22 protein-coding genes, 1 tRNA gene and 2 pseudogenes are annotated in these 21,560 nt (G+C 69.6%); 9 read left to right on the top strand and 16 right to left on the bottom strand.

Annotated elements, in window-relative coordinates; all coding sequences use genetic code 11:
• Positions 1 to 89: 89 nt before the first annotated feature.
• A complete protein-coding gene (gene nhaA / locus PGN14_RS15075) occupies positions 90 to 1,484 on the top strand; it encodes a Na+/H+ antiporter NhaA (RefSeq protein WP_335300401.1) in 1,395 nt (464 codons plus the stop codon).
• Between the two features lie 68 nt (positions 1,485 to 1,552).
• Positions 1,553 to 1,738 carry a hypothetical protein gene (locus PGN14_RS15070; protein WP_335300400.1) on the top strand — a complete coding sequence of 62 codons (186 nt, stop codon included), beginning with the start codon at positions 1,553 to 1,555 and terminating at the stop codon, positions 1,736 to 1,738.
• Between the two features lie 53 nt (positions 1,739 to 1,791).
• Here PGN14_RS15070 and yghU read toward each other — a convergent pair whose 3' ends face one another.
• Positions 1,792 to 2,649, bottom strand: coding sequence for a glutathione-dependent disulfide-bond oxidoreductase (gene yghU / locus PGN14_RS15065; RefSeq protein ID WP_335300399.1), 858 nt, complete (start codon positions 2,647 to 2,649; stop codon positions 1,792 to 1,794).
• A gap of 107 nt (positions 2,650 to 2,756) precedes the next feature.
• On the bottom strand, positions 2,757 to 3,635 hold the full coding sequence (locus tag PGN14_RS15060; protein WP_335300398.1) for an MBL fold metallo-hydrolase: 879 nt from the start codon (positions 3,633 to 3,635) through the stop codon (positions 2,757 to 2,759).
• Between the two features lie 71 nt (positions 3,636 to 3,706).
• Between PGN14_RS15060 and PGN14_RS15055 the strand changes: the two genes are divergently transcribed.
• From PGN14_RS15055 to PGN14_RS15045, 3 genes are read left to right on the top strand one after another with little or no spacing between them, the layout of a single operon-like run.
• Entirely contained in the window at positions 3,707 to 4,021 is a 315-nt protein-coding gene (locus PGN14_RS15055) for an ArsR/SmtB family transcription factor (protein ID WP_335300397.1), read from the top strand.
• Positions 4,022 to 4,025: 4 nt separating this feature from the next.
• Positions 4,026 to 4,544, top strand: coding sequence for a rhodanese family protein (locus PGN14_RS15050; RefSeq protein WP_335300396.1), 519 nt, complete (start codon positions 4,026 to 4,028; stop codon positions 4,542 to 4,544).
• 7 nt (positions 4,545 to 4,551) lie between these two features.
• Complete coding sequence (locus PGN14_RS15045) at positions 4,552 to 5,325, top strand: sulfite exporter TauE/SafE family protein (protein WP_335300395.1); 774 nt, start codon at positions 4,552 to 4,554, stop codon at positions 5,323 to 5,325.
• Between the two features lie 44 nt (positions 5,326 to 5,369).
• Here the strand turns inward: PGN14_RS15045 and PGN14_RS15040 are convergent, their stop codons facing one another.
• Positions 5,370 to 6,203, bottom strand: coding sequence for an SDR family oxidoreductase (locus PGN14_RS15040; protein WP_335300394.1), 834 nt, complete (start codon positions 6,201 to 6,203; stop codon positions 5,370 to 5,372).
• 49 nt (positions 6,204 to 6,252) lie between these two features.
• On the opposite strand from PGN14_RS15040, the gene PGN14_RS15035 reads away from it, so the two are divergent.
• Complete coding sequence (locus PGN14_RS15035) at positions 6,253 to 6,927, top strand: TetR/AcrR family transcriptional regulator (RefSeq protein WP_335300393.1); 675 nt, start codon at positions 6,253 to 6,255, stop codon at positions 6,925 to 6,927.
• A gap of 44 nt (positions 6,928 to 6,971) precedes the next feature.
• Here PGN14_RS15035 and PGN14_RS15030 read toward each other — a convergent pair whose 3' ends face one another.
• The 4 genes from PGN14_RS15030 to PGN14_RS15015 all read right to left on the bottom strand — a co-directional run bounded on the left by PGN14_RS15030 (position 6,972) and on the right by PGN14_RS15015 (position 11,536).
• Positions 6,972 to 7,631: a TetR family transcriptional regulator gene (locus PGN14_RS15030; protein ID WP_335300392.1), complete on the bottom strand. Its 660-nt coding sequence runs from the start codon at positions 7,629 to 7,631 to the stop codon at positions 6,972 to 6,974.
• A gap of 50 nt (positions 7,632 to 7,681) precedes the next feature.
• Complete coding sequence (locus PGN14_RS15025) at positions 7,682 to 9,988, bottom strand: TonB-dependent receptor (protein ID WP_335300391.1); 2,307 nt, start codon at positions 9,986 to 9,988, stop codon at positions 7,682 to 7,684.
• Between the two features lie 357 nt (positions 9,989 to 10,345).
• Positions 10,346 to 10,420: transfer RNA gene (locus tag PGN14_RS15020), tRNA-Gln, on the bottom strand.
• A gap of 36 nt (positions 10,421 to 10,456) precedes the next feature.
• Positions 10,457 to 11,536, bottom strand: a complete 1,080-nt coding sequence (locus PGN14_RS15015) for a branched-chain amino acid aminotransferase (protein WP_335300390.1) — start codon at positions 11,534 to 11,536, stop codon at positions 10,457 to 10,459.
• Positions 11,537 to 11,623: 87 nt separating this feature from the next.
• On the opposite strand from PGN14_RS15015, the gene PGN14_RS15010 reads away from it, so the two are divergent.
• Positions 11,624 to 12,118, top strand: coding sequence for a MarR family transcriptional regulator (locus tag PGN14_RS15010; protein WP_335300389.1), 495 nt, complete (start codon positions 11,624 to 11,626; stop codon positions 12,116 to 12,118).
• Positions 12,119 to 12,255: 137 nt separating this feature from the next.
• On the opposite strand, the gene PGN14_RS15005 is transcribed toward PGN14_RS15010, so the two are convergent.
• The 5 genes from PGN14_RS15005 to PGN14_RS14985 all read right to left on the bottom strand — a co-directional run bounded on the left by PGN14_RS15005 (position 12,256) and on the right by PGN14_RS14985 (position 15,274).
• Entirely contained in the window at positions 12,256 to 13,047 is a 792-nt protein-coding gene (locus PGN14_RS15005) for a pyrroline-5-carboxylate reductase family protein (protein ID WP_443019526.1), read from the bottom strand.
• A gap of 7 nt (positions 13,048 to 13,054) precedes the next feature.
• Positions 13,055 to 13,561, bottom strand: coding sequence for a YbjN domain-containing protein (locus tag PGN14_RS15000; protein ID WP_335300388.1), 507 nt, complete (start codon positions 13,559 to 13,561; stop codon positions 13,055 to 13,057).
• Between the two features lie 33 nt (positions 13,562 to 13,594).
• Entirely contained in the window at positions 13,595 to 13,867 is a 273-nt protein-coding gene (locus PGN14_RS14995) for an accessory factor UbiK family protein (RefSeq protein WP_335300387.1), read from the bottom strand.
• A 28-nt stretch (positions 13,868 to 13,895) separates the two neighbouring features.
• Positions 13,896 to 14,417, bottom strand: a complete 522-nt coding sequence (locus tag PGN14_RS14990; protein WP_335300386.1) for a TspO/MBR family protein — start codon at positions 14,415 to 14,417, stop codon at positions 13,896 to 13,898.
• A 122-nt stretch (positions 14,418 to 14,539) separates the two neighbouring features.
• The gene (locus tag PGN14_RS14985) at positions 14,540 to 15,274 is read right to left on the bottom strand and encodes a TlyA family RNA methyltransferase (protein ID WP_335300385.1); all 735 of its coding nucleotides are present in this window, start codon (positions 15,272 to 15,274) and stop codon (positions 14,540 to 14,542) included.
• Between the two features lie 219 nt (positions 15,275 to 15,493).
• Between PGN14_RS14985 and PGN14_RS14980 the strand changes: the two genes are divergently transcribed.
• Positions 15,494 to 16,156, top strand: coding sequence for an RBBP9/YdeN family alpha/beta hydrolase (locus tag PGN14_RS14980; RefSeq protein ID WP_335300384.1), 663 nt, complete (start codon positions 15,494 to 15,496; stop codon positions 16,154 to 16,156).
• A 151-nt stretch (positions 16,157 to 16,307) separates the two neighbouring features.
• Here the strand turns inward: PGN14_RS14980 and PGN14_RS14975 are convergent, their stop codons facing one another.
• The 4 genes and pseudogenes from PGN14_RS14975 to PGN14_RS14960 all read right to left on the bottom strand — a co-directional run bounded on the left by PGN14_RS14975 (position 16,308) and on the right by PGN14_RS14960 (position 19,703).
• Complete coding sequence (locus PGN14_RS14975) at positions 16,308 to 16,736, bottom strand: hypothetical protein (protein WP_335300383.1); 429 nt, start codon at positions 16,734 to 16,736, stop codon at positions 16,308 to 16,310.
• 9 nt (positions 16,737 to 16,745) lie between these two features.
• Positions 16,746 to 18,666, bottom strand: a pseudogene (gene dxs, locus PGN14_RS14970) (1-deoxy-D-xylulose-5-phosphate synthase).
• 116 nt (positions 18,667 to 18,782) lie between these two features.
• Entirely contained in the window at positions 18,783 to 19,256 is a 474-nt protein-coding gene (locus PGN14_RS14965) for a Fur family transcriptional regulator (RefSeq protein WP_335300382.1), read from the bottom strand.
• Positions 19,257 to 19,316: 60 nt separating this feature from the next.
• The gene (locus PGN14_RS14960) at positions 19,317 to 19,703 is read right to left on the bottom strand and encodes a MerC domain-containing protein (RefSeq protein ID WP_335300381.1); all 387 of its coding nucleotides are present in this window, start codon (positions 19,701 to 19,703) and stop codon (positions 19,317 to 19,319) included.
• Between the two features lie 98 nt (positions 19,704 to 19,801).
• Between PGN14_RS14960 and recJ the strand changes: the two are divergent.
• Positions 19,802 to 21,551, top strand: a pseudogene (gene recJ / locus PGN14_RS14955) (single-stranded-DNA-specific exonuclease RecJ).
• Positions 21,552 to 21,560 lie beyond the last annotated feature (9 nt).

The raw sequence follows: 21,560 nt of genomic DNA, 5'->3' as shown, positions 1-21,560 counted from the left end.
GCGCTGCGCGCCTCCCTCCCTCTCCCGGCGGGAGAGGGAAGAGCCGCCGCAGGCGGCGAAGGGTGAGGGCGACGAACAGGAACGACGCGATGGCGAACAACCCCCGCCTGTCCGGACAGGTCGCCGCGCGGGCGCATCATTCCCCCGCCGCCGCGCTGCTGCGCCGGGTGGAGCCGTTCTTCGCGATCGGCGAGGTGTCGGGCGGCCCGCTGCTGATCGCGACGATCATTGCGCTGGCGATCGTCAACTCGCCCTGGGGCGACGGCTGGACCGCCGCCTGGGACGGCACGATCCGGCTGAGCTACACCGGTCACGCCATTTCCCGCACCGCCGCGGAATGGGTCAACGACGCGCTGATGCCGCTGTTCTTCCTGATCATCGGCACCGAGGTGAAGCGCGAATTCGCCAAGGGATCGCTGTCGTCGCTGCGCACCGCGATCTTCCCGGTGGCCGGCGCGATCGGCGGGCTGGTGGTGCCGATCGCCTTCTTCGTCGCGTTCAACGCGGGCACCGACACCGCGCATGGCTGGGGCGTGGTGGCGGCGATGGACACCGCGTTCAGCCTGGCGATCGTCGCGATGTTCACCACCCGCCTGCCCGATGCGGTGCGCGCGGTGCTGCTCGCCTTCGCGGCGATCGACGACGTGTTCGGGCTGCTGGTGATCGCGGTCGCCTATACCGCCGCGCTGGAAGCCAATTACCTGCTGCTCGCCGCGCTGGGCTATGGCGGGATCCTCGCGCTGCTGCGGCTGCGCTGGGTGGCGCCGGTGCCCTATGTGCTGCTGGGGCTGCTGGTCTGGGCCGGCGTACTGGGATCGGGCGTCCACCCGACGATTGCGGGGGTCGCGATCGGGCTGCTGCTGCCGACCCGCGCGCGGCTGTCCGAGCGACGCTTCGCCGAACGCGTCGGAGGGCCGCTGGAGGAATTGCGCGCCGCACAGGATGCCGCCGAGGCCGCACCGGATGCCGCGAAGGCGGAGGAGCATCACCATCGCGCGCAGAAGCGGCTGGGCTATATCCACGAGATGGCCGCCGCGACCGACGAGCCGGACGAGCGGCTGGTGCGCATCCTGACGCCCTGGGTCTCCTATGTCGTGCTGCCGCTGTTCGCGCTGTCGAACGTGCGCATCCATCTGTCGGCGGAGGCGGTGTCGGACGCGCTGCACTCGCCGCTGGCGGGCGGGATCGTCACCGGGCTGGCGCTGGGCAAGCCGATCGGCTTTCTGGGCGCGACGTGGCTCGCGACGCGGCTGGGCGCGGCGCGGCTGCCCGACGGGGTGACGTGGCGGATGGTGCTGGGGATCGGCGGCGTCGCGGGGATCGGCTTCACCATCTCGCTCTTCATCGCCGAACTGGCCTTCAGCGAGGCGACGCAGGTGGAGATGGCGGCGCTGTCGGTGCTGGTCGCGTCGCTGATCTCCGGGCTGTTCGGCTATCTGATGCTATGGGGTGCGGCATCCCGGCGCGCCGATTGGGCAGAATGAGGCGCGGTCGGGCACCAGCGCGCGCGCGGCGCGTTGGCGCGGCGTTCTATTCCATCAGGAGACGCCGCATGACCACCGCCACCCAGACCAATGGCAAGACCAAGCTGACCGACGCGTTCCGCGACCATTTCTCCGGCGATGCGCCGCTGACCGAGAAGGCCGCCGGCTTCGCCAAGGCCCGTCCCTGGACCAGCGCCGCGCTGGCCGGCGTCGCCGCACTGGCGGTGCTCAACACGGTGCGCGGTCGCGGCTGACGCGACCCGGGGGCCGGCTCCGTCGCGGAGCCGGCCTCTACCCCAAGCGCGCGTTACAGCTTGTCCTGCGTCCGCGTGTCGAAGTCGCTGGCATCGTGCCGCTCGTGCAGCTGGCTCGACGGCTCGCCCTGCACCCGGTTGACCATCCGGCCGCGCCGCACCGCGGGTCGCTGCGCCAGCGCATCGGTCCAGCGCTGGACATGGCGATAGTCGTCGACCTGAAGGAAGGTGCCCGCATCATAGACGAGGCCCTTCACCAGCGCGCCGTACCAGGGCCAGATCGCCATGTCGGCGATCGAATACGCGCTTCCCGCGACGAATTCATTGTTCGCCAGTTGCTTGTCGAGGACGTCGAGCTGGCGCTTCACCTCCATCGCATAGCGGTCGATGGCATATTCCAGCTTCACCGGCGCATAGGCGTAGAAATGGCCGAAGCCGCCGCCCAGCAGCGGCCCTGCCCCCATCTGCCAGAACAGCCACGACAGCGTCTCGGCACGCGCGGCGCCGGCGGCGGGCAGGAAGGCGCCGAACTTCTCCGCGAGATGGACCAGGATCGCGCCCGATTCGAACACGCGCACCGGCTCGGGGCCGCTGCGATCGACGAGAGCGGGGATCTTCGAATTGGGATTGGCCGCGACGAACCCGCTGCCGAACTGATCGCCCTCGCCGATCCTGATCAGCCAGGCGTCATATTCCGCCCCGGCGTGTCCCGCCGCCAGCAGCTCCTCCAGCATGATCGTGACCTTCACGCCGTTGGGCGTGCCGAGCGAATAGAGCTGCAACGGATGCTTGCCGACCGGCAGCTCCTTCTCATGCGTCGCGCCCGATACCGGGCGGTTGATCGCGGCGAAGGGGCCGCCGTTCTCCCTGTTCCAGGTCCAGACCTCGGGCGGCACATAGGTGTCGGTCATCACGCTCTCCGATCGCGTTGGAGCCGGCGCGGATGCGCGGCTCGACGCAACCCGGTGTCGACCGATTTGATCAGGCGCGCCAGTACCTTCGCACGATCTTTCGCGCGCTAGGCGGCGGCGTCGCTGCGCCACGTCACCGGAATGCGCAGATAGGTGACGCCGTTCGCCTGCGCTTCCTCGAACCGCCCGGCGCGGATGTTGACCTGGATCGACGGCAGCAGCAGCTTCGGCACGGGCAGCCCGGCGTCGCGCGCCTCGCGCATCGCGACGAACGCCTCCTCCTCCACGCCGTCATGGACGTGGACGCTGTGGCGCCGCTGCTCCCCCACCGTCGTTTCCCAGCGATAGGTGTCGCGCCCCGGCGCCTTGTAATCGTGGCACAGGAACAATCGCGTCGCGTCGGGCAGCGTCAGCAGGCGGCGGATCGAGCGGTACAGCGTGCGCGCGTCGCCCCCGGGGAAGTCGGCGCGCGCGGTGCCATAATCGGGCATGAACAACGTGTCGCCGACGAACGCCGCATCGCCGATCCGATAGGCGACGTCGGCGGGTGTATGCCCCGGCACATGAAGCACCTCGACTGACAGATCGCCGAGCGCGAAGCGGTCGCCGTCCGCGAACAGCCGATCGAAATCCGATCCGTCGGTCTTCAGGTCGTCCATCGCGAAGACCGGGCGGAAGATCTTCTGCACGTCGCGGATGTGCGCGCCGATCCCGATCCGGGCGCCGGTATGCGCCTTGACGAACGGCGCCGCCGACAGGTGATCGGCATGCGCGTGCGTCTCCAGCACCATCTCGACGTGCCAGTCCTGCGCCCGCGCGAAGGCGAGGATACGTTGGGCCGATCGCGTGTCCGCCTCCCCGCTCGCCGGATCGAAGTCGAGCACCGGATCGATCACCGCGGCGACGCGCGTGCCCGGATCGCCGACCAGATAGCTGATCGTGTGCGTCGGCTCGTCGAAGAAGGCCTCGATGAAAGGCTGGGTCATGATGTCCTCCATTAGCCCTTGCTTATATATTAGATGAGACTACATAAGCAACAGCTGATGGAGCAGCGGCGATGCTCAAACCACCGATGGACATGGCGACGTTCGAGACGAAGGCCGGCGCGGTCGCCGACACGCTGAAGGCGATCGGCAATGCGCGGCGGCTGATGCTGCTGTGCAAGCTGGTCGAGCATGGCGAGATGACGGTGAGCGACCTCACACGCGAAGCCGGCCTGTCGCAATCGGCCTGCTCGCAGCACCTCGCGAAGATGCGCGACGAAGGCCTCGTCGCCTTCCGGCGCGAGAGCCAGACATTGTGGTACCGGATCGCGGATCCTCGCGTCGAGACGCTGCTGGCCACCCTCTACCAGCTCTATTGCAAGGATTGATGCGATGCCCTTGACGACGCTCTCCCCCGCCGATGCCCGCCGCATGATCGATGCCGGAGCGCGGCTGGTCGATATCCGCGGTGCCGACGAACATGCGCGCGAGCGTATCCCGGGCGCGCTCAACCTGCCGCTCGACCGGATCGATGGACTGCCCCGCGACGGGCGGATCGTGGTGTTCCATTGCCGCTCCGGGATGCGCACCACCGCCAATGCCGCCCGGCTGGAGGCTGCGGCGAGCGATGCCCCCGCCTTCCTGCTCGACGGCGGGATCGATGCGTGGCGCGGTGCGGGGCTGGCGACGATCGCGGACCGGTCGCAACCGCTGGAGATCATGCGGCAGGTGCAGATCGCCGCGGGCGCGCTGGTCGTGACGGGCGTGGTGCTGGGGCTGTTCGTGACGCCCGCCTTCCTCGCGCTGTCGGCATTCGTCGGCGCGGGGCTGGTGTTCGCCGGCGCCACCGGCTGGTGCGGCATGGCGCAACTGCTCCGCGCGATGCCGTGGAACCGCGGCGCCGCGGCCTGAGGATCGCATGGCCATGGTCCTCGCCACGCTCGCCTCCGGCGGGCTGATCGGACTCGTCCTCGGCCTCGTCGGCGGGGGCGGGTCGATCCTCGCCGTGCCGCTGCTCGTCTATGTCGTCGGCATCGGCTCGCCACATGCCGCGATCGGCACCGCCGCGGTCGCGGTCACCGTCAACGCCCTCGCCAGCCTCGTCGGCCATGCCCGCGCGGGCCGTGTCAAGTGGCGCTGCGCCGCCGTGTTCGCGACCGCGGGGATGATCGGCGCGGCGGCGGGTGCGGCGCTGGGTCAGGCGGTCGACGGCAAGCGGCTGCTCGCGCTCTTCGGGCTGCTCATGATCGGGGTCGGCGTGTCGATGCTGCGCCCGCGCCGCGGCGCGGAGGTGCCCGACGTCCGCCTGACGCGCGACAGCGCCGCCACGTTGCTGCCCCGGCTGGTGCCGATCGGGCTGGGCGTCGGGCTCGCGGCCGGCTTCTTCGGGATCGGCGGCGGATTCCTGATCGTACCGGGCCTCGTCCTCGCCACCGCGATGCCGCTGCCCTATGCGATCGGCACGTCGCTCGTGGTGGTGACCGCACTGGGCCTCACCACCGCCACCTCCTACGCCGTCGGCGGGCTCGTCGACTGGCACGTCACCGCGCTGCTGATCGCGGGCGGGATCGCCGGCACGGCCGCCGGGATCCTCGCCGGGCGCGCCCTTGCCACGCGCAAGGGCCTGCTGGAGCGGCTGTTCGCGATGATCGTGGTGGCGATCGGCGGCTATGTCGCCGTATCGTCCTTCTGAGGCAAAGGGCGCCGGCCGCCGGCACGGCCGGACGCCCGACGGCGTCAGCTTGCCGGCGCGAGGTCCGTGGAAAACGCCACGTCCTTCTGCGCGTGCCAGGCGTCGAGCCGTGCCTGCACGACGCCGGTGACGCGCGGCCAGGCGTCGCTGCCGAGCAGCAGGCGCAGCGGCGCCTCGCCCCCCTCGACGCAGCGGATGATGGCCGCCGCCATCTTCACGGGGTCGCCCCTGACCGGATAATCGGCCGACATCTTCCGCACCCGATCGACCGGCGTGCCGTCATACACCGCCATCGGCGCGGCGGCATCGGCGCTGCGCGACCCGAAGTCCGTCCGGATCGCGCCGGGTTCGACGATGGTCACCTTGATGCCGAACGCGCCGACCTCCATCGCAAGCCCCTCGCACATGCCCTCGACCGCCCATTTGGTCGCTGCATAGAGCGCCGTCATCGGCGACGCCGTCTGGCCCAGCGCGCTGGCGATCTGGAGGAATTGGCCGCCGCCCTGCGCGCGCAGATGCGGGATGACCGCGCGGGCCAGCTGCACCGATCCGGTGAAATTGGTCGCGATCTGCCGGTCGATCTGCGCATCGGCGAACTCCTCCAGCGCGCCGATCGCGCCATAGCCGGCGTTGCTGACCACCGCATCGATCCGGCCCAGCGCGGCAAAGGCCGCATCGACGACGCTGCGCAGCCCGACGGTGTCGGTGACATCGACCTGACCGATCCACAGCGCGTCGCCATATGTCGCCCGGAGGTCGTCGAGCGCGCCTGGGCGGCGCAGCGTGGCGGCCACGCGGTCACCGCGCGCCAGAAGCTGCTCGGTCAATTGGCGGCCGATCCCCGACGAGGTGCCCGTGATGAACCAGTTTCGAGACATGGTGCGATCCCTTCGTTGCAGGCGGACTTGACAGTGATTAGATGATGAAATGGGAAATAAATTAAACACCGTCAAGATGTCGACCGACGGATCGGCGCACAATGCGGAGCGCACCTATCATCATGGCGAGTTGAGGGCCGCACTGATCGCCGCGACCGATGCGATCCTGCGCGAGCGCGGCATCGAGGGCTTTTCGCTGCGTGAGGCGGCGCGTCGTGCCGGGGTGTCGCCCGCGGCGCCGGCCCATCATTTCGGCAAGGCGTCGGGCCTGCTGACCGAGGTGGCGCTGCTCGGATATGCGGACCTGCGGTCGTATCTGCAACGAGCGGACCCGAACGGGTCACCCGCCGCGCGGCTACGCTCGCTGGCGCGGGAATATGTGCTCTTCGCGCTCGATCATCCCGGACGGTTCCGGTTGATGTTCCGCAAGGACCTGATCCATCGCGACGACCCCCGCTATCGCGAGGCCAGCCATACCGCGCTGACCTGCTTCGCCGATGCGGCCGCGGCCCATGCGGGGACGACGCGGGAGGCGATGTTCGCACGGCAGGCGTTCGGTCCCGTGCTGGCGGTCTGGTCGACCGCGCACGGGATCGCGCATCTGGCACTGGAGGACAAGTTCGCCGCGCTGGTCCACGGCCCCGATCCCCGGCGCGACTTCACGGATCGCCTGCTGCCCGATCTTCTGCTGGCGCAATGGCCGGAGGGGCAGTCCTTGCCCTGACGCACCCGGTGGTCCGCTCCTCGCGCGCGTCGCGCAACGTGGCGTCAGGTCGCGTCCGGCCGACGCCGCAGGCCGTTGAGGAGCAGCGACTGTACCTGCCGCGCATATAGCGCGCGCATATCCTCGTCGATGCGATCGATGCCATGGACGTATTTCATCACGAAGCTGGTCGAGAAGATGAGGTCGCAGGCACCGACGACGCCGAAGTAGAACAGCTTCGGGTCGGTTTCGACGAACTCGCCCGCCTTCACGCCCTCGGTGATGAGCACCTCATAAGCGTCGAAGATGCGGCGCAGATAGGTGTCGGCGAGATACTGCCGCGTCTGTTCCTCGCCATGATGCGCCAGGTCGGTCATCAGCCGCGCAAGATAGGGGTAGCGGAAGAAGAGCCGCACCAGCCCGTCGATGTTGCGCTCCATCTTCTGGGTCGGCGTGCCGGGGGACGCGAGCAATCGGTCGAGTTGCGACAGCGCGGTGACGAGGTCGCGTTCGAGCAGCGCGGCGAGCAGCCCCTGCTTGCTGCCGAAATAATAGGAAACCATGGCCGAGTTCATCCCCGACCGCTCGGCGATGTCGCTGAGGCTGATGTCGGACGCCTGTTCGCTCAGCAGCGAGCTCGCCGCCTCCAGCAGATGGTCGCGCCCCGCGGCCCCGGCGGGGCGCGCCATGACGTTCTTCTTCTTGCGCGTGGCGGAGATCGGCACGGTGTTCCTCAAGTCCGGGGCGAGGGCGCGCTCGCCCCGAACCTTGTGGATCAGAACGAACTACGCAACGTAATACCGTAGGTGCGCGGCGGCGCCAGATAGGCATTCTGGTCGCCGGTCTGGAGCGAGGTGTTGAACGCGGTGGTGGGATAGGTGCGGTCGAACAGGTTCAGCACCCACGTTTCCAGCTGCCAGCCGCCGACCGAACGGACGCCGAAATTGCCGTTGACGAGATGGACGTCGCCGCGGCGCGCGTCCGACGCGGTGTTGATGAACTGGCTGCCGATATACTGATATTGCCAGCGCGAGGTGATGTTGAGGTCCGAGGTGATCGGGCGATCGGCGTTGATGCCGATATTGCCGGTCAGCTTCGAGGCATAGCGGAAGCGCTGGTCGCGCAGGTTCGCCGACAGTCGCGGATCGTCGCCATATTGCGCATGCGGCAGCCAGGTGGCGTCGAGCGAGAGATTGACGCCGTCGGCGACCTGGAACTGGTTCTCGATCTCCGCGCCATAGACGGTCGCCGAGCGCGCGTTGAGGACGGTGAATTGCAGCCCCAGGAACTGCGCCACCTGCAGGTTGGAGATGTCGTTGTAGAACAGCGCGAAGTTGCTGCGCGCCCGGCCGTCGAGATACTGGAACTTGCCGCCCAGCTCGACGGCGTCGACGGTTTCGGGCTGGAACCGCGGATCGAGCAGCGTGGCACCCGGAAACTCGTTCGGATTGTTGGCGCGCGCGCCCGCGGCATTGGCGTCGATGTTGACGCCGCCCGCCTTGAAGCCGCGATTGTAGCTGAGATACAGCATCGCGTCGCGCGACGGCTTGTACTGGACCCCGACGGTGCCGCTGAGTGCGCGGTTGGTCAGCTCGCTGGCATAATCGGGGCTCGGCGACTGACCGATGATGCGGAACGGATCGTTCGGGCGCGTGGTGAAGAACGGGCGACGGAACGCGCCCGTCTTCTTCTCGATCGAATAGCGCGCGCCGAGGATCGCGCTCCACTCGCTCGTCAGGTTCTTCTCCAGATGCGCGAAGGCGGCATAGCTGTCGCCGGTGCCGCGCATCTGCTCGCGGCTGAACAGGCCCACCGGCGCGCTGGCGGTGCCCGCGGGCAACCCGCGCCCGGCGAGCAGCGCGTTCCAGAACGCCTGCGCCTGCGTCCCGTGGCGGAAGGTGCGCCCGGCGGTCAGCTTCTCATGCGAGTAGAAACCGCCGACGACCACGCTGGTGTCGATGGCGTCGATCCTGCCGGTATAGGTCAGCTCCTGCGAGAAGAACTTGCTGGTGAACGCCTCGTCGAAGTTCAAGATGTCGACCCCGGTGAAGTCGGAATCGGCATTCTCCTGCCCGACCTCGAACCAGCGCAGCCCCGTCACCGAGCGGATCGATCCCTCGCCGAGGCCGATGTCGGTGATGACGGTGGCGCCATAGTCCCGGGTCAGCTGGCGCGTGGGATTGCTGAGCGAGGCTTCGCGCGCCGCGGAATCCTTCGACGGCACGCGGCGCCCGGCGGCGCGGATCAGCGAGTCGATCAGCGGTTGCGTCGGCCCGTTGATGTAATCGACCGTGCCGTAGCAGCAATTGCCGACCGACTTGGCGTAATCGCCGATCAGCCGGATCGACAGGTCGCTCGACGGTTCGAACAGCAACGACGCCTTGATCGCGTGCGAATCGAGCCCGTTGATGTCGCGCCCGGTTTTGACGTCGCGGATCTGTCCCTCGTCGTGCATGTAGAGCCCGGCGACGCGCAGCGCGAGATTGTCGGCCAGCGGCACGTTGATCGCGCCCTTCAGATCGGCATTCTCGTAATTGCCGTAACCGATCTGATACGTGCCCTTGACCCGGTCGGTGCTGGGGGCAGCCGAGGTGAGCAGCACTGCGCCGGCGCTGGTGTTCTTGCCGAACAGCGTGCCCTGCGGCCCGCGCAGCACCTGCAGATTGTCGAAATCGAGGAAGTTGGTCAGCGCCGCCGCCGCGCGCGTGCGATAGACGCCGTCGATGAAGATACCGACCGCGCCCTCGAAGCTGCGGCTGGTGCCGGTGGTGCCGAGCCCGCGGATGATGACGTTCGCGCTCGACGACGAGATGTTCGAGGCGCGGAACTGGATGCTGGGCGAGATCGCCTGGATGTTCTGGATATTCTCGACCCGCGCCTCCTCCAGCGCGGCGGCGTTCACCACCGTGATCGCGATCGGCACGTCCTGCAACCGCTCCGACCGGCGCTGCGCCGTGACCAGGATGTCGCCCTCATGGCTTTCAACGGCCGCCCCGACCGCAACGGCCCCCGCGGGCGCTTCAGTTTCCGGCGGTGCCGAAACCTGCGCTCCCGCCGGCAAGGCCACGATCGCCGCGATCATCGCCGTGCCCACCCAAAGCCCCACCCGGAGCATGGAACATCCCCGCATAACCCTCTCCTCACTCACTATTTTGCAAATTCACTAACCGATCAATTAGCATCTGGAAAGGCAGGTTGTCGGCGGAGCAACACAGCGTCACCAAACGACGCGCGGCGAGGATGTGCGGGCGCGGAGACGTGGTGGCGTTGGGGCTGCCGAGCGCTCTCGTCTGCCGACAGGGTCGGACAGACCACGCGTGATGGTGAGCAGCGGTAAGCGCTTCTATTCAGAAGGGACGGCGTGGCGCGGGCAAACGCCGGCGCAGCAGTACTCATCATTCTGTATGACAGAGCGACAATGCCGGAAGGGCTGGCTTACTGGCTGGGGCGGCAGGATTCGAACCTGCGTATGACGGTACCAAAAACCGTTGCCTTACCGCTTGGCGACGCCCCAGCAGGCCTGCGCGCTTAGCGGCGCGCGGGGAAAGGTTCAACCGATACGACGCAGCCAGCCATAGGGATCCGGCGCGCGGCCGCGCTGGATCGCGCTCAGGCGGTCGAGGAAGCGCGCGGTCAGCTGGCCGGTCGCGCCGCTGCCGATCGTGAACTCATAGTCCGGGCCGGCGGCGCGGCCGATCGGGGTCACCACCGCGGCGGTGCCGCAGGCGAAGCTCTCCACCAGCCGCCCACTCGCGGCGTCGGCGCGCCACTGGTCGATCGCATAGGGTTCCTCGCGCACCACCAGCCCTTCGTCGCGCGCCAGCCGCAGGATCGAATCGCGCGTGATCCCGGGCAGGATCGTGCCGGTCAGCGGCGGGGTCTGGATCGAGCCGTCGTCGAACACGAAGAAGATGTTCATGCCGCCCAGTTCCTCGATCCAGCGGCGCTCGGCCGCGTCGAGGAACACGACCTGGTCGCAGCCGCGGCGGATCGCCTCCTGCTGCGCGACCAGGCTGGTGGCGTAATTGCCGCCGCACTTGGCAGCCCCCGTGCCGCCGGGCGCAGCGCGGGTGTAATCGTGGCTGACCCACAGCGACACCGCGCGCGCGCCGCCCTTCCAATAGGCGCCGACCGACGAGGCGAGCACCATATAGAGATATTCCGCCGACGGCTTCACGCCCAGGAACGCTTCCGACGCGATCATGAACGGGCGCAGGTACAGCGATCCGCCCTCCAGCGTCGGCATCCAGTCGCGCTCGGTCAGCACCAGTTGCTCGACCGATGCGAGGAACAGTTCCTCGGGCAGTTCCGGCATGGCGAGACGGCGCGCCGAATCCTGCAACCGGCGCGCATTCGCCTCCGGGCGGAACAGCGCCAGCCCGCCATCCTCCAGCCGATAGGCCTTCAGCCCCTCGAAGATCTCCTGCGCATAGTGCAGCACCGAGGAGGCGGGATCCATCGTCAGCGGTACACGCTGCGTGATGCGCGCGTCGTGCCAGCCTTGCGCCTCCGACCAATGGAGCACCGCCATGTGATCGGTGAACACGCGGCCGAAGCCCGGATCGACCAGCCGCGCTTCCCGCTCGCTGGCGGGGACGGGGGACGGATGCGGTTCGAACGCGAAAGTCACGGGACCTCCAATGGATCGGCGGCGGATCGGGCGGGGCGCCCTTTGCCGGGTTGCGGTGGACTAGGGCCGATGGCAAAGCCGGTCAACATGGCTGCCACAACCCCCTCCGCCTCGCCGCTCTTCCTGCGCGAATCCGAGATTCGCCGGGGCATCGAGCTGCTCTATTTCGGCAACAGCCACATCACCCGGTCGATCGATCGCGGGCTGGCGCGGCAGGGGCTGGGGCGCGCGCACCACCGTGCGCTGTATTTCATCGCACGCAAGCCGGACATGCCGGTCAGCGACCTGCTGGCGCTGCTGGCGATCACGAAACAGTCGCTGGGGCGGGTGCTCAACGAGCTGATCGACCGCGGGCTGGTGGAGACGCGCCCGGGCGAGCGCGACCGGCGGCAGCGGCTGCTGCGGCTGACGCCGGCGGGGGTGGAGCTGGAGACGGGGCTGTACGACGCGCTGCGCGAGCGGCTGTCGGCGGCCTATTCGCGCGCGGGCCAGGGCGCGGTGAGCGGGTTCTGGGCGGTGCTGGAGGGGCTGATCCCGGCGGAGGAGATGCCGCGGGTGGAGGCGCTGCGCAACGGCGGGTGAACTGACCGACACGCGCCCCCCCCCACGCCGTGCTCCTGCGAAGGCAGGAGCACGGGGTCAAGCAAAGCAACCCCTGATGGAGCCGACAACCCTGGGTTCCTGCCTTCGCAGGAGCACCGGACTTGCCGAGGCGACTTCTATTTGTTCGCCGCCGCCATTTCCGCGCCGCGGTGCGCGACGGCCTGCAGCGTGCGCTCGAACAGCGTCGCCAACGCGCGACCCTCATCAAGCACGTTGAGGCCCGCGCGCGTCATCCCGCCGGGGCTCGCCACCGCGTCGGCGAGCGCGCCCGGCGAGCGGTCGCTCGTCGCAGCCATCGCGGCGGCGCCCTCGACCGTCGCGAGCGCCACCGCATCCGCCTCCGCCGGCGACAGGCCCAGCGCCACGCCCCCCGCCGCGAGCGCATCGATCATACGGAAGAGGAACGCCGGCCCCGTCCCCGACAGCGCACCGGCCGCGGCGAAGCGCGCCGGATGGTCGAACCACTCGACCAGCCCCAACGGCGCCATCAGCCGGTCGACCGCGGCGCGCGCATCGGCAGGCGCATCCGGCGCATGGATCGCGACCACGCCCCGCCCCAGCTCGACCGGCAGGTTCGGCATGGTCTGGATCGCCACCGGTCCCGGAAACGCCGCCGACAGCGCGGCGGGATCGGCGCCCGCCAGCATCGACACCAGCAGCGGCGCGCCCGCGATGCGATCGGCGTAGCGCGCCGCGACCTCGCCCAGCTGCTGCGGCTTGATCCCCAGCACGACGACATCGGGCAGCGCGCCGTCGGGCAGGTCGCGCGCCTGCCGCACGCCATCGGGCAGCGCGCGATCGCCGCGGTTGACCACGTCGACGTCCTGCGCGCGCACCACGCCGCTTTCCACCCAGCGCCGCAACATGGCCGATCCCATGTTGCCGCAGCCGATCATCCATAACCGCATCGTCGAGTCAGGCCTCGCCCTGCGTCTCGACCATCGCCGCGGCGATCGCCTCCGCGGGCGACTTGCCGCCCCACAGCACGAACTGGAACACGGGATAGAAGCGCTCGCATTCGTCGAGCGCGGATTCGACCAGCAGCTCCGCGGTCGCCAGCGACATCGTCGCCTCGCCGTCGCGCTGGTCGATCACGGTCGCATTGCGGTACAGCAGGATGCCGCTGGACGACCATAGTTCGAAATGGCCCATCCACAGCTGCTCGTTGACCAGTGCCAGCGTCTCGTGGATGCGCCCGCGGCGGTTGTCCGCCACCTTCACGTCGGGAAAGGCGAGGAACTGGAGGACACCGTCCTCCTCGCGCCACAGCGCGCGCAGCTCATATTCGGTCCAGCTGCCCTTCACCGATGCGGTGATCTCCTCGTCATGGCGTTCGCACGGCCAGCCGTGCGCCATGAAATAGGATTCCAGCATGTCCAGCGGTGCGTCGGGCTCCGCATCGGTATCGGCATGGTCGAGCATGATCGTCTCTATCGCACGAAAAGCAGGCGTGCGTCAGCCCGCGTTCGCATCCGCGGCGCGCGCGGCCAGCGCCGCCTCCAGCGCGTCCACCCGCGCACGCAGCGCATCGGCCTCGTCGCGCGCCGCGATCGCGATCGCCTTGACCACCTCGAACTCGTCGCGCGCGACGAAGTCCAGCCCGCCGATCCACTCGCGCGCGCGCGCCCGCGCACTCGCCTCCGCCTCGCGCCCGACGCCCGCCAGCGTCCCCGCGGCCCCGTTCAGCAGCTTGGCGACGTCGCCGAACAGATGGTTCTCGGATTGCATGGTCGTGTCCTTCGTCAATGAATGCGCGTCAGCCGATCATCTGGGACGCCGCGGCCGGGCGCACAAGCCGTTCCGCATCGGGGTTGAGCTGGCCGATCCGCCACGTCAGCACGCCCGCGAAGCCGAGCCAGATCATATAGGGCACCATCAGCCACGCCGCCACGCGCCGGATCTGCGCGAAGACGAAGGTGGTGAGGATCGTCAACCCCAGGATCGCGACGATCAGCAGCAGCGCGGCCTGAACCTTGTGCGCTCCGAAGAACAGCGGCGTCCAGGCAAGGTTGCACGCCAGTTGCGCGGCGAACAGCGCCACCGCCAGCCAGCGCAGCCGTGCGCCGCGCGCCGACAGCACCAGCGCCAGCGCGAGGCCCAGCATGATGTACAGCAGCGACCAGGCGATCGGGAAGACGATCCCCGGCGGCGTCAGCGCGGGCTTGGCCAGCGCGACATACCAGCCGTTCTCGCTGCCCGACGGCACCGTGCGGCCCGACAGGAACCCCAGCAACAGCACCAGCGGCACCGCCACCGCGGCCCACCGGAGGAACGACATCCGCAACTGACCCTTCGACGCCACCGTGCCCAATGTCCCGAACCCCCCTCGATCTATGTTACCGTCATGGCGCAACGTCGCGACGCACGCAAACGTCGCACGCGTCCTGCCCCGCGCATGTTTCAATCACGATGCGCGGCGATCAGATATTCGACATTTCCCTCAGGCCCAGTGATCGGGCTTTCGACGACCCCCTCCACGCGCCAGCCGCCCGCGGCGAACCAGGTCGCGACCTCGGCACAGACGCGGGCACGGATCGCGTCGTCGCGGACGACGCCGCCCTTCCCCACCTCGGCACGCCCCGCCTCGAACTGCGGCTTGATCAGCGCCATCGCGCGGCCGCCCGCGCGCACGAACGACAAGGGCACCTCCAGCACCTTGGCCAGCCCGATGAAGCTGGCGTCGCACACCACCAGGTCGATCGGCTCGGGGATATGCGCGGGCGTCAGGATGCGGGCGCTGGTCTGTTCGTGGACGACGACGCGCGCGTCCTGCCGCAGCTTCCACGCGAGCTGGTTGGTGCCGCTGTCGACCGCATAGACGCGTGCCGCGCCGCGGGTCAGCAGCACGTCGGTGAAGCCCCCGGTGGAGGAGCCGACGTCGATCGCGACCGCACCCGCCACATCCCACGCGAAATGGTCGAGACCGTGCGCCAGCTTGATGCCACCGCGCGAGACCCAGGGATGGTCGCGCCCGCGCACCTCCAGCGCCACGTCGTCGGCGATCGCCTGCCCCGGCTTGTCGATCTTGCGCTCGCCCGCGAAGACCAGCCCGGCCATCACCAGCGCCTGCGCGCGGGTGCGCGATTCGGCGAGGCCACGATCCACCAGCATCTGATCGACACGCTGCTTCGCCATGACAGCGCTATCGCCACAAGCGTGCCAAATCGCAAGATTTCGGTTCGTCTTTTGCCGGGCACATCTCACGTCAATTGCTGCGCTGCACGATTGTCCACTCGATAGGTGGGATATACATCCGGCATCAGAGGCCGCGGCGTGACCGACCCCTAGACTGTGAGCCGCGGCCTCGCCCCCTGCCCGTTCCCGGGCCGGGGAACCACGAACAGGAGGTACGTCATGGGACATGCCGCGTTCGACCTGTCGGTTCAACCGACCGTCCTGACCGTTCCCGGGCTTGGCGGCTCGGGACCCGCGCATTGGCAGACATTGTGGGAGGCGAGCCGTCCCGACACGGCGCGCATCGAGCTGGGGATGTGGGACCGTCCGCATCGCAACACCTGGGTGACGAAGATCGACCAGGCGGTGGCCGCGGCGCGCGCGCCGGTGATCCTGGTGGCGCACAGCCTCGGCTGCATCGCGGTCGCATGGTGGGCGTCGTTCAGCCCGCAACCCTATGGCTGGCCGGTCGCGGGCGCGCTGCTGGTCGCGCCCGCCGATGTGGATCGCGATGGCGTCGCGGCGGAACTGGCGCCGTTCGCGGGCGTGCCCAAACAGCCCCTGCCCTTCCCCTCGATCGTGGTGGCGTCGAGCGACGATCCCTGGATCACGACCGAGCGTGCGCACAGCCTGGCGGTCGACTGGGGCAGCCATTTCGTCGACCACGGCCCGCACGGGCATGTGAACGCCGCGAGCGGACTGGGCCGCTGGCCCGAGGGGCTGGAACTGCTCGACCGCGTCATCGCCGCGGCCGGCGGTCCGCATGGCGAGGCACGGTCGCCCGGTGACGCGCGTGCGATCCTGGCCACGCCGGGACAACCGCGGGGCGAGTTGCGGATATAAGCCGTGCCCCACCCACTCCGTCACCCCGGGCTTGACCCGGGGTCCAGGGTTCCGCGAACGAGGCGGCGTCAGCGTGCGCGGCACCATGGATGCCGGGGCGAGCCCGGCATGACGGGGGAACCGTCACCCCGGCCTTGAGCCGGGGTCCCGCTTACTGCCCCACCGCCGCGGAAAGAGCGGGCTGCCGGGTCACGTCCGGGGTGATCGAAGCCACATACCGCACCAGTGCCGCGACATCCGGCAGGTCGGGCGTCGGCTCCACCGCCGCCGCCAGCCCCAGCCGCGCGCGCGTCGCCGCGACCGTATCGTCCACGTCGCCGCGATCCATCTTCAGGAAGCGCTTGAGCGTATCCTCCGGCCGCGGCACCACGCCCTCGCCATACCATGGCGCCAGCACATCGCGCACCGCCGGCGCCACCCGCGGATCACATGCCGCGAACACCGCGTCGAAATCGGCCGCGGTCCACGCCGCCCGCGCCGCCACCGCGCCCTTCACCCGGCGCAGCATCGCGTAATTGGCGTACAGCATCCCCACCGCGTACAAAGCGGTGAGCGCGCCCACCTTCTCCCATCCCGTCATCTGGGCCGGTCACGCGCGCGCGACGGCGCCCGCTTCGTTGTAGCGTAGCGCGGTCAGCACCGTGTCGACGATCGCGTCGGCATCCAGCCGCGCCTGCGCATATTGGATCTCGGGCTTGTCCTGATCCTGGAACAGGTCGGGCAGCCGCATCGTGCGGATCTTCAGCCCCGCATCGGTCAGCCCCGCGTCCGACGCCATCGTCAGCACATGCGCGCCCAGACCACCGACGGCATTCTCCTCGATCGTCACCGCCACCTCGTGCGTGGTCAGCAAACGGCGGATCAGCGCCTCGTCCAGCGGCTTGGCAAAGCGCAAATCGGCGACCGTGGTCGACAGCCCCTTGGCGTCCAGCGCGTCGGCGGCCTTCATCGCCTCCTCCAGCCGGGTGCCGAGCGACAGGATCGCGACCGACTTGCCCTCGCGCACGACGCGGCCCTTGCCGATCTCCAGCCGTTCCGGCGTCGTCGGCAGCGCCACGCCGGTGCCGCCGCCGCGCGGATAGCGTACCGCGATCGGCCCGCTGTCATGCTCGACGCAGGTGTGCACCATATGCACCAGCTCGGCCTCGTCCGAGGGCGCCATCACGACGAAATTGGGGAGCGTCGCCAGATAGGTGACATCGAAACTGCCCGCATGCGTCGCGCCATCCGCGCCCACCAGCCCGGCGCGATCGATCGCGAACCGCACCGGCAGGTTCTGGATCGCGACGTCATGCACCACTTGGTCATAGGCACGCTGAAGGAACGTCGAATAGATCGCGCAGAACGGCCGCATCCCCTGCGCCGCCAGCCCGGCGGCGAAGGTGACCGCATGCTGCTCCGCGATGCCCACGTCGAAAAAGCGGTCGGGATGCGCCGCGGCGAACTTGTCCAGTCCGGTGCCCGACGGCATCGCCGCGGTGATCGCGCAGATGCGCGGGTCCGCGTCCGCCGCTTTGGCCAGCGCCTCACCGAACACGTTCTGATAGGCGGGCGGCCCCGGCGGCGCCTTCGCCTGCGCGCCGGTGATGACGTCGAACTTCTGCACGCCGTGATATTTGTCCGCGGACGCCTCCGCGGGGGCATAGCCCTTGCCCTTCTTGGTCACGACATGGACCAGGATCGGGCCTTCCTCCGCGTCGCGTACATTCTCCAGCACCGGGATCAGATGGTCGAGGTTATGCCCGTCGATCGGTCCGACGTAATAGAAGCCCAGCTCCTCGAACAACGTGCCGCCCATCGTCATCCCGCGCGCGAACTCGTCAGTCTTGCGCGCGGCGGCGTGGAACGGGCGCGGCAGACGGCGCGCGAACTTCTTCATCAGCTCGCGCACGCCCAGGAATTCGCGGCTCGACACGATCCGCGACAGATAGGCCGACAGCCCGCCCACCGGCGGCGCGATCGACATGTCGTTGTCGTTCAGGATCACGACCAGCCGGTTGCCCGCGGCCTCCGCATTGTTCATCGCCTCATAGGCCATGCCCGCGGACATCGCACCGTCGCCGATCACCGCGATCGCCTTGCCCGGCGCGCCCGACAGCTTGTTGGCGGTGGCGAACCCCCAGCGCGGCGGAGATCGAAGTCGAGCTGTGCGCCGCGCCGAACGGATCGTATTCGCTCTCGCTGCGCTTGGTGAAGCCGCTCAGCCCCCCGCCCTGCCGCAGCGTGCGGATGCGATCGCGCCGCCCGGTCAGGATCTTGTGCGGATAGCATTGATGCCCGACGTCCCAGATCAGCCGGTCGCGCGGCGTGTCGAAGACATAGTGGATCGCGGTGGTCAGCTCGACCACGCCCAGCCCCGATCCCAGGTGCCCGCCGGTGGTGCCGACCGCGGAAATCGTCTCCTGCCGCAGCTCGTCGGCGAGCTGGCGCAGCTCCTCCGGCTTCAGGCGGCGCAGGTCGGCGGGGGTCGCGACGGTGTCGAGCAGCGGCGTATCGGGGGCATTGGCCATCGTGCCGGGATAGCTGAGCAAGATCAGCATGTCGAATGTTACGCGCGCGGAAATGTCACGACTGATGCCACGCCGGAGCAGGGTTCAGGCGCCGCGCGAGGTGCGCCCCCGCGTGGTCACGCCGCCGCGGCCGCGCGACACTCCGCGCAACGCCCGCGCACCTCAATCACCGGGCGCTCGGGCGCGAAGCCGGCGGCGCTGGCGGTATGGCGCAGCGCATCGGTCACCCGATCGTCGTCGACATGCGTCGTTCGCCCGCAGCCGTCGCACACCAGGAAGATGCAGTCGTGGCGGCAGCCGGGATGCGCGTTGACGACATAGGCGTTGGCGCTCTCCACCCGCTGCGCCAGATTGGCGGCGACGAACAGGTCGAGGATGCGATAGATGCTGTTGGCCGCGATCCGCCGCCCCTGCGCCGCGGACATCGCCTCCGCAATGTCATAGGCGGAGGCGGGCTTCTCGAACGCGGTCAGCGCCGCGAACACGTCGCGCCGCATCGCGGTCCATTGCTCGCCCGATCGCTCCAGCGCCGCCTGCGCCGCGGTCAACAGCGCCTCGCCTTGCGGTTCGTGATGCCCGTGATGCCCCATGGACGAAATTTAATGTGCCTCACCCCGCGCGGCAACCCGCCCCGGAACGACGCCCCGCGATCAGCAATGCGCGCGCCGGTTGACCGCATGGCCCAGCGCCAGCACCGACACACCCAGGATGGTCAGCCCCGTCTCCGCCAGATGATGCGCCTCGTGCGATACCAGCAGCGCCGATGCCATCAGCGCCAGCCCGATCGTCCCCAGCGCCATCGGCAGCGCGCGGCCGTGCGTCGCGATCCCGCGGCCGAACGCGATCGCGCCCAGAAGGATCGCGATCACCAGCCCCGCCTCGTGGATCAGCGGGCTGCCCAGGATGCCGCCGGCCGCGGACAGCGCCGCCACCGCCATCGTCGTCGCCAGACAATGTACGACGCACGCCGCCGACACCCACATCGCCCAGCGATCGAGGCGACTCGGCGTGTCGGACGAGGCGGCGGGGCGCGGCATGGCGCTCAATTAGTCGCGCCACACGCATGTTACAACATCACATGAGCAAAAATATTCGCAGGCGTGACGTGCGCTGCGCGGCCGATTATGACGTCGCGATGCGCCACGTCCTCGACATCGACCGCTCGATCCTGGGCCAGCCGTGGCGGTGGCGTGCGCTGGCCGACGACCAGCGCGACGGCTTCACCCCCGACGATCTGGTGACGCAGCTGCTGCTGGCGCGCGGCTGCCCGCGCGACGCGCTGGAGGCGCATCGCGCGCCGTCGATCCGCGGCTTCATGCCCGATCCCTCGATCTTCCGCGACATGGACGCCGCCGCCGCGCGACTGGCCGATGCGGTGATACGGGGCGAGCAGGTCGCGATCTTCGGCGACTATGATGTCGACGGTGCGACCTCGTCCGCGGTCCTCGTCCTGCTGCTGCGCGCGCTGGGGCGCGACGCGCGCGTCTATATCCCCGATCGCATGACCGAGGGCTATGGCCCCAATGCCCTCGCGCTGGAACGGCTGGCGGCGGAGGGGGCGACGCTGATCGTCACCGTCGACTGCGGCGCGCAGGCGTTCGACGCACTGGCGGAGGCGCGTGCCGACGTCATCGTCGTCGATCACCACCAATGCGCGACGCAGCTGCCGCGCGCGCATGCGGTGGTGAACCCCAATCGCCTCGACGAAGCGGCCGATGCCGCCGCGCACGGCCATCTCGCCGCGGTCGGCGTCGCCTTCCTGCTCGGCACCGCGCTGGTGCGCGAGCTGCGACGGCGCGGCTGGTTCGCAGACCGCGCGGAGCCGAAGCTGCTCGACCTGCTCGACCTCGTCGCGCTCGGCACGGTGGCGGACGTGGCGCAGTTGCGCGGGCTCAACCGCGCCTTCGTGGCGCAGGGGCTGAAGGTGATGGCGCGGCGCGGCAACATCGGGCTCGCCGCGCTGGCGGAGGCCGCGCGGCTGACGCGCGCGCCGACCGCCAGCGACCTGGGCTTCGCACTCGGCCCGCGGATCAACGCCGGCGGCCGCGTCGGGCGCGCCGACCTGGGCGTGCGCCTGCTCACCACCACCGACCCGGCCGAGGCGCGCGCGCTCGCCACCGAGCTCGACCGGCTGAACGAGGAACGCCGCGCGATCGAGGCGATGGTGCAGGAAGGCGCGGAGACGATGCTGTGCGAGCGTCGTGCGGTCTGCGTCGTCGCGGGACAGGGCTGGCACCCCGGCGTGATCGGGATCGTCGCCGGGCGGCTGAAGGAGAAACTCGGCCGCCCCGCCATCGTGATCGCGCTGGACGACAACGGCATCGGCAAGGGTTCGGGCCGCTCGATCACCGGGGTCGATCTCGGCGCCGCGGTGCTGGCGGCGAAGGAGCATGGGCTGCTCGTCGCGGGCGGCGGTCATGCGATGGCGGCGGGGCTGACCATCGCGGCCGACCGCGTCGCCGCCTTGGCCGACTTCCTCGACCAGCGGCTCGCCGCGGCGGTGGAGACGGCGATGGCGGGCCGCGCGCTGCTGGTCGATTCGGTGCTCGCGCCCGGCGGGGTCACCCCCGACCTGGTGGCCGCGCTGGAGGCGGGCGGCCCCTATGGCACCGGCTGGCCCTCGCCGCGGATCGCGATCGGCCCCGTGCGCGCGATCAAGGTCGATGTGGTCGGCAACGGCCATGTCCGCGCGATCGTGGCCGGCGACGATGGCCGCAGCCTGAAGGCGATGGCCTTTCGCGCCGCCGACACCCCCGCTCGGCCAGGCACTGCTCGCCGCCGGCCCGACGCGCCGCCTGTGGCTCGCCGGCCGCGCGAAGCTCGACGACTGGGGCAGCCGCCCCGCCGCGGAACTGCACCTCGACGACGCCGCCTGGGCGAACTGACGGTCGGGG

Origin of the sequence: Sphingomonas adhaesiva, from assembly GCF_036946305.1 — a bacterium.
Lineage (GTDB): Bacteria > Pseudomonadota > Alphaproteobacteria > Sphingomonadales > Sphingomonadaceae > Sphingomonas > Sphingomonas adhaesiva_B.
This window is presented reverse-complemented; position numbering and strand designations above follow the sequence as displayed.

What these genes read in the sequence shown, in the direction of transcription:
- nhaA (WP_335300401.1), top strand. Translation starts at nt 90, where the DNA reads ATGGCGAACAACCCCCGCCTGTCCGGACAGGTCGCCGCGCGGGCGCAT.
- PGN14_RS15070 (WP_335300400.1), top strand. Translation starts at nt 1,553, where the DNA reads ATGACCACCGCCACCCAGACCAATGGCAAGACCAAGCTGACCGACGCG.
- yghU (WP_335300399.1), bottom strand. Translation starts at nt 2,649, where the DNA reads ATGACCGACACCTATGTGCCGCCCGAGGTCTGGACCTGGAACAGGGAG.
- PGN14_RS15060 (WP_335300398.1), bottom strand. Translation starts at nt 3,635, where the DNA reads ATGACCCAGCCTTTCATCGAGGCCTTCTTCGACGAGCCGACGCACACG.
- PGN14_RS15055 (WP_335300397.1), top strand. Translation starts at nt 3,707, where the DNA reads ATGCTCAAACCACCGATGGACATGGCGACGTTCGAGACGAAGGCCGGC.
- PGN14_RS15050 (WP_335300396.1), top strand. Translation starts at nt 4,026, where the DNA reads ATGCCCTTGACGACGCTCTCCCCCGCCGATGCCCGCCGCATGATCGAT.
- PGN14_RS15045 (WP_335300395.1), top strand. Translation starts at nt 4,552, where the DNA reads ATGGCCATGGTCCTCGCCACGCTCGCCTCCGGCGGGCTGATCGGACTC.
- PGN14_RS15040 (WP_335300394.1), bottom strand. Translation starts at nt 6,203, where the DNA reads ATGTCTCGAAACTGGTTCATCACGGGCACCTCGTCGGGGATCGGCCGC.
- PGN14_RS15035 (WP_335300393.1), top strand. Translation starts at nt 6,253, where the DNA reads ATGGGAAATAAATTAAACACCGTCAAGATGTCGACCGACGGATCGGCG.
- PGN14_RS15025 (WP_335300391.1), bottom strand. Translation starts at nt 9,988, where the DNA reads ATGATCGCGGCGATCGTGGCCTTGCCGGCGGGAGCGCAGGTTTCGGCA.
- PGN14_RS15010 (WP_335300389.1), top strand. Translation starts at nt 11,624, where the DNA reads ATGGCTGCCACAACCCCCTCCGCCTCGCCGCTCTTCCTGCGCGAATCC.
- PGN14_RS15005 (WP_443019526.1), bottom strand. Translation starts at nt 13,047, where the DNA reads ATGCGGTTATGGATGATCGGCTGCGGCAACATGGGATCGGCCATGTTG.
- PGN14_RS15000 (WP_335300388.1), bottom strand. Translation starts at nt 13,561, where the DNA reads ATGCTCGACCATGCCGATACCGATGCGGAGCCCGACGCACCGCTGGAC.
- PGN14_RS14995 (WP_335300387.1), bottom strand. Translation starts at nt 13,867, where the DNA reads ATGCAATCCGAGAACCATCTGTTCGGCGACGTCGCCAAGCTGCTGAAC.
- PGN14_RS14990 (WP_335300386.1), bottom strand. Translation starts at nt 14,417, where the DNA reads ATGTCGTTCCTCCGGTGGGCCGCGGTGGCGGTGCCGCTGGTGCTGTTG.
- PGN14_RS14985 (WP_335300385.1), bottom strand. Translation starts at nt 15,274, where the DNA reads ATGGCGAAGCAGCGTGTCGATCAGATGCTGGTGGATCGTGGCCTCGCC.
- PGN14_RS14980 (WP_335300384.1), top strand. Translation starts at nt 15,494, where the DNA reads ATGGGACATGCCGCGTTCGACCTGTCGGTTCAACCGACCGTCCTGACC.
- PGN14_RS14975 (WP_335300383.1), bottom strand. Translation starts at nt 16,736, where the DNA reads ATGACGGGATGGGAGAAGGTGGGCGCGCTCACCGCTTTGTACGCGGTG.
- PGN14_RS14965 (WP_335300382.1), bottom strand. Translation starts at nt 19,256, where the DNA reads ATGGGGCATCACGGGCATCACGAACCGCAAGGCGAGGCGCTGTTGACC.
- PGN14_RS14960 (WP_335300381.1), bottom strand. Translation starts at nt 19,703, where the DNA reads ATGCCGCGCCCCGCCGCCTCGTCCGACACGCCGAGTCGCCTCGATCGC.